This window comes from Pseudonocardia sp. SID8383 (genome assembly GCF_009864975.1).
Classification (GTDB): domain Bacteria; phylum Actinomycetota; class Actinomycetes; order Mycobacteriales; family Pseudonocardiaceae; genus Pseudonocardia; species Pseudonocardia alni.
Window position 1 is genome coordinate 1 of the sequence record NZ_WWFY01000131.1, and the last position, 6,138, is coordinate 6,138.

The following is a 6,138-nucleotide window of genomic DNA, read 5'->3' on the forward strand; positions in this document are numbered from 1 at the left end:
CGGGACGAGCGCGGGACGCCCCGTGGCGAGGGCGGCGTCGAACAGGGCGAGGGCCTGCCCTGCGGCGAGCAGCGGCATCCCGGACTCGGCGGCCCGGCGGACGTCGCGCTCGTCGAGACCGGCGGTCATGCCGGCCTCCTGGCCCCACGCGCCCCAGGCCAGGGACACGCCGGGCAGGCCGGCGGCGGCGCGGTGCGCGGCCAGGGCGTCGAGGAACGCGTTGCCGGCGGCATAGTTCGCCTGCCCGGCCCCGCCGAACACCCCGGCCACCGAGGAGAACAGCACGAACGCGTCCAGATCCAGGTGCTCGGTCGCGCGGTGCAGGTTCCACGCACCGTCCACCTTCGGCGCCAGCACCCGCGCCAGACGCCCGGGCGTGAGCGAGGCCAGCACCCCGTCGTCCAGCACACCGGCGGTGTGCACGACGGCACGCAGCGGGTGGCCACCGGGCACACCGGCCACCAACGCGGCGACCGCATCGGCGTCGGTGACGTCACACGCCGCCACCGACACCTGCGCACCCAGCTCACCGAGCTCGGACACCAGCTCCGCAGCACCCGGCGCGTCCGCACCGGACCGGCTGGTCAGCAGCAGATGCCGCACCCCGTGGGTCGCGACCAGGTGACGGGCGAGCAGCCCGCCCAGGCCACCGGTGCCGCCGGTGACCAGGACGGTGCCCTCGGTGGTCCACGGCCGCGGGAGGGTCAGGACGATCTTGCCGATGTGCTGGGCGGCGCTCATGAAGCGGAACGCGGCGGGGGCGTCGCGGACGTCCCAGGTGCGGACCGGCAGCGGGTCCAGCACGCCGGCCGCGAAGAGGTCCATCAGCTCGGCGAACATGGCGCCGATGGCCTCGGGCTCGACCCAGGCGAGGTCGAAGGCCTGGTAGGAGACGCCGGCCGGCGCGGAGTCCGCGTCGCGGATGTCGGTCTTGCCCATCTCCAGGAACCGGCCGCCGTCGCCGAGCAGCCCCATCGAGGCGTCGACGAACTCCCCGGCCAGCGAGTTGAGGACGACGTCGAGGTCCGTCCCGGCGAAGGTCTCGGCGAACTCCAGGGTCCGCGAGGAGGCGATGTGGTCCTCGGCGACGCCCAGGCTGCGCAGCACGTGCTGCTTGGGCTCCGACGCCGTCGCGTACACCTCGGCACCGAGGTGCCGGGCGATCTGGACCGCGGCCATGCCGACGCCACCGGCACCGGCGTGGACGAGCACCTTCTCCCCCGCCGTCAGGTTCCCGAGCTGGCGCAGGGCGTGCCAGGCGGTGAGGAAGACCAGCGGGACCGACGCGGCGGTCTCCCAGTCCCAGCCGTCCGGGATCCGGGTGAGGCGGCGGGCGTCGTCGACGGCCACCGAGGAGAAGCTGCCCGAGATCATGCCCAGGACGCGGTCGCCCGGGGCGAGCCCGGTGACGTCCGGGCCGGTCGCGAGGACCACCCCCGCCGCCTCGTGGCCGTAGCGGCCGGCGTCGCCGGGGTACATGTCGAGGGACTTGAGCACGTCGCGGAAGTTCAGGCCCGCGGCGCGGATCGCGACCCGCACCTGGTGACCGGTGAGCGGGGCGCCCGCCTCCGGGTGGGGCACGAGGGCGAGGCCGTCGATGCTGCCCGGGGTGGTGCTGTCGAGGCACCAGGCGTCCACCGCCGGCACGACGAGACCGGAGCCGGTCTGCGCCCGGGTCAGGCGCCCGGCGAGCAGGGCACCGTCGCGCACCGCGATCTGCGGCTCACCGGTGTGCAGCGCGGCGAGCAGCAGCGGACCGTCGTCCGCGGCGCCGGCGGTCGCCGGATCGAGGTCGACGAGCACGATGCCGTCGGGGAACTCGGACCGGGCGGAGCGGACGAGGCCGTGCACCGCGGCGGCGGCGACGTCGGTGGGTGCGGTCCCCCCGGCGGCGACGGCGCCCCGGGTGACGACGGCGAGCCGCCCGGAACCGGTCCCGGCGGTCCACTGCTGCAGCAGGTCGAGGACGGCGGCGGTCAGGGTGTGGGCGGCGGTCGCCGTGTCGGCACCTTCACCGTCCACGGTGACGACCACCGTGTCCCCCAGCTCCTCGATCGCCGTGGCGGGGCCGGTGTGGACGGTCGCGTCGGTGCCCGCGGCGGACAGGCCCGCGGCGACCTCGGCGGCTGCGCTGTCCCCGTGGTCGTCCCCGACGCCGATGCCGACGACGGCGACCGTCGCGGGCGCCGGGATGCCGGCCGGGGCGTCGTCGACCGGGGTCCAGTCGAGCGCGAACAGTGCGTCGCCGGTGCCGGTGGGTGCGAGCTGTGCCTCGGCGACCGGGCGGACGGCGAGCGTGTCGACGGTCGCGACCGGGTGGCCCGCCGGGTCGGCGGCGGCGATCGCGATGCCGCCGCCGGTGCGGGTCAGCCGCACGCGCAGCGCGACGGCGCCGGTGGCGTGCAGAGTGACCCCGTCCCAGGAGAACGGGAGGCCTGCGGTGCCGTCGTCGTCGAGCATCCCGGCGTGCAGGGCGGCGTCGAGCAGGGCGGGGTGCAGCCCGAAGCGGGCCGCGTCGTCGGTGGCCTGCCCGGGCAGTGCGACCTCGGCGTAGACGGTGTCGCCGTCCTGCCAGGCGCCGGTCAGTCCCTGGAACACCGGGCCGTAACCGAACCCGGCCTCGGCGAACCGCTCGTAGCAACCCCGGAGCGGCAGCTCGCGCGCACCGGTGGGCGGCCAGGTCGTGGCGTCGAAGCCGGTCGGCTCCGGTGCGGCCGTGGTCAGGGTGCCGGCGGCGTGCTGGGTCCAGGGTGCGTCGCCGGCGTCGTCGGGCCGGGCGTGCACGGTGACGGTGCGGCGGCCGTCGTCGTCGGCGACGCCGACCCGGACCTGGGTCCGCACGGCACCACGGGTGGGCACCACCAGCGGGGCGGCGAGGGTGAGCTCCTCGACGCGGTCGCAGCCGACCTCGTCGCCGGCGCGCAGGGCCAGTTCGAGCAGCGCCGTGCCGGGCACGAGGACGGTGCCCCGGACGGCGTGGTCGGTCAGCCACGGGTGGGTCGCGAGCGACAGCCGACCGGTGCAGAGCACGCCCTCGCCCTCGGCGAGCTCGACCACGCCGTGCAGGACGGGGTGCCCGGTGGCGGTGAGTCCGAGCGCGCCGGCGTCGGCCGCCGGGCGGGTCGCGGTGGGCCAGTAGGTGGCGTGCTGGAAGGCGTAGGTCGGGAGGTCGACCCGGCGGCCGCCCGGGAGCAGCTCCGTCCAACCGACGCGGGTGCCGCCGACGTGCAGCCGGGCCAGCGCGGTCAGTGCGGCGTCGACCTCGCCGCGGTCGCGGCGCAGGACGGGCACCGTCGCGGTCGTGTCGTCGGGCAGGGACTCGCGGGCCATCGCCGAGAGCACCCCGTCCGGGCCGAGCTCCAGGAACGTGGTCGCACCGGCCCCGGCCAGCGCCCGCACGCCGTCGCCGAAGCGGACGGCCTCGCGGACGTGGCGCACCCAGTACTCCGGGTCGCACAGCTGCCGGGGCTCGGCGAGCGCACCGGTCAGGTTCGACACCACCGGCACCACCGGCTCGGCGTAGCTCAGCTGCTCGGCGACGGCCCGGAACTCCGCCAGCATCGGGTCCATCAGCGGCGAGTGGAACGCGTGGGACACCGCGAGCCGCCGTGTCCTGCGGCCGGCCAGCTGCTCGCCCACCGCCGTCACGGCATCCTCGTCACCGGAGACGACGACAGCGGACGGGCCGTTGACCGCCGCGATCGCGACGCCGTCGGTGAGGTGCGGGCGCACCTCGTCCTCGCTCGCCTGCACGGCGAGCATGGCGCCCCCGGTCGGCAGCGCCTGCATCAGCGACGCCCGCGCCGCGACCAGGCGCGCCGCGTCGGCCAGCGAGAACACCCCGGCCACGTGGGCCGCGGCGATCTCGCCGATCGAGTGCCCGGCGACCAGGTCGGCACGGACCCCCCAGGACTCGACGAGCCGGTGCAGCGCGACCTCGACCGCGAACAGCGCGGGCTGGGTCGCGCCGGTCTCGTCCAGCGCGGCGGCGTCGGTGCCCCACACGACCGCCCGCAGGTCACCGCCGAGCTCGGCGTCCAGCGCGGCGACGACGGCGTCGAACGCGTCGGCGAACACCGGGAACCGGGCGTGCAGCTCCCGGCCCATGCCGAGCCGCTGCGAACCCTGCCCGGAGAACAGCATGGCGGTCCGGCCGCCGCGGGCACGGCCGGTGACGACCGCCGGGTCGCTGTCGCCGTCGGCGAGCGCGGTGAGAGCACGCACGGCGTCGTCGGCGTCGGCCGCGAGGACGACGGCGCGGTGGTCGAACGCGGACCGGCCGGTCGCCAGGGAGTGGGCGACGTCGATCGGGCGCAGGTCCGGCCGCCCGGTGACGGCGTCGCGGAGCCGGGCCGCCTGGTCGCGCAGCGCCTCGGGGGACCTCGCGGACAGCAGCCACGGCAGCGGGCCGTCGGGTCCGGGCTCTGCCGGGGAGGGGGCCGGGGCGTCGGCGGGCTGCTCGACGATGACGTGGGCGTTGGTGCCGCTGATCCCGAACGACGACACACCCGCCCGGCGGACACGGCCGGTCTCCGGCCACACGGTCGGCTCGGTGAGCAACGCGACGGTGCCGTCGGACCAGTCCACGTGCGAGGACGGCGCGTCCACGTGCAGCGTCCGCGGCAGCACCCCGTGCCGCAGCGCCTGCACCATCTTGATCACACCGGCGACGCCGGCGGCGGCCTGGGTGTGCCCGATGTTGGACTTCAGCGAACCCAGGTGCAGCGGCTGCGCGGGGTCGCGGTCGGCGCCGTAGGTCGCGATGAGCGCCTGCGCCTCGATGGGGTCGCCGAGGGTGGTGCCGGTGCCGTGGGCCTCGACCGCGTCGACGTCCGATGCCCGCAGCCCGGCGCTGGCCAGTGCCTGGCGGATGACCCGCTGCTGGGACGGCCCGTTCGGTGCCGTGAGCCCGTTGGACGCACCGTCCTGGTTCACCGCCGACCCGCGCACCACGGCGAGGATCTCGTGACCGTTCCGCAGCGCGTCCGACCGGCGCTCCAGCACCAGCATGCCGGCGCCCTCGGCCCAGCCGACGCCGTCGGCGGCGTCGGCGAAGGGCTTGGACCGGCCGTCGGCGGCGAGGCCGCCCTGCCGGGAGAACTCGACGAACGTGGCCGGGGTGGACATGACGGTTACGCCGCCGGCGAGGGCGAGCGTGCACTCGCCGGTCCGCAGGGCCTGCATCGCCCAGTGCATCGCGACCAGCGACGACGAGCACGCGGTGTCGACGGTGACCGCCGGGCCCTCCAGCCCCAGGGTGTAGGACACCCGGCCCGAGGCGACGCTGCCCGCGCTGCCCTGGCCCTGGATCCCCTCGTGCTCCGGTCCGCCGAGGTTGTCGGCGTAGTCGTGGTACATGACGCCGGCGAAGACGCCGGTGGCGCTGCCGCGCAGCGAGACCGGGTCGATCCCGGCCCTCTCGACCGCCTCCCAGCTCGTCTCCAGCAGCAGCCGCTGCTGCGCGTCGGTCGCGGTGGCCTCCCGCGGGCTCATCCCGAAGAACCCGGCATCGAACTCGGCGGCGTCGTGCAGGAAGCCACCCTCGCGGGTGTAGGAGGTGCCGGCGTGGTCGGGGTCCGGGTCGTAGAGGCCGTCGAGGTCCCAGCCGCGGCCGGTGGGGAACCCGGTGATGGCGTCGACGCCGTCGCCGACGAGCTGCCAGAGGTCCTCGGGGGACGTGACCCCGCCGGGGAAGCGGCACGCCATTCCCACGATGACGACCGGGTCGTCGTCGAGCGGCGTCACGACCGGGCGCTCCGGTGCGGGCGGGGCCGCGGAGCCGAGCAGCTCGGAGCGCAGGTGGGTGGCGAGCGCGGAGAGGGTCGGGTGGTCGAAGACCGTCGTCGCGGGCAACCGCAGCCCGGTCGCCGTCGCGAGCCTGTTGCGCAGCTCGACGGCGGTCAGGGAGTCGAACCCGAGATCGCGGAAGGCGCGGTCGGCGTCGATGTCGGCGCCGGAGGTGTGCCCGAGCACGAGGGCGGCGGCGTCGCGGACGACGTCGAGGAGGACCTCGTGGCGCCGGTCGTCGTCGAGCCGGGCGAGCCGGGCGACGAGCCCGGCGTCGGTGGCCTGCGCGGCGCCGGCGGCGGTGCGGCGGGGGGCGGTGACCAGTCCGCGCAGCAGCGCGGGGACCGGGGT

General features: G+C 76.4%; 1 protein-coding gene. It reads right to left on the minus strand.

The genetic code is table 11. The annotated features are described in order from the left end of the window. The coding region (locus GTW08_RS03050) for a type I polyketide synthase (RefSeq protein ID WP_161151383.1) at positions 1–6,138 on the minus strand (6,138 nt) is incomplete at both ends.